The following is a 227-nucleotide window of genomic DNA, read 5'->3' on the forward strand; positions in this document are numbered from 1 at the left end:
GAGGTCGCTTCTCTTTGTATGCGCCATTGTAGCACGTGTGTAGCCCTACTCGTAAGGGCCATGATGACTTGACGTCATCCCCACCTTCCTCCAGTTTATCACTGGCAGTCTCCTTTGAGTTCCCGGCATAACCCGCTGGCAACAAAGGATAAGGGTTGCGCTCGTTGCGGGACTTAACCCAACATTTCACAACACGAGCTGACGACAGCCATGCAGCACCTGTCTCA

1 rRNA gene is annotated in these 227 nt (G+C 53.3%); it reads right to left on the minus strand.

Features of this window, described 5'->3' with window-relative positions:
* Window positions 1-227 (minus strand): 16S ribosomal RNA (locus F3J38_RS27905); the annotation flags it as partial.

The organism is Candidatus Pantoea formicae, from assembly GCF_011752625.1.
Classification (GTDB): Bacteria; Pseudomonadota; Gammaproteobacteria; order Enterobacterales; family Enterobacteriaceae; genus Pantoea; species Pantoea formicae.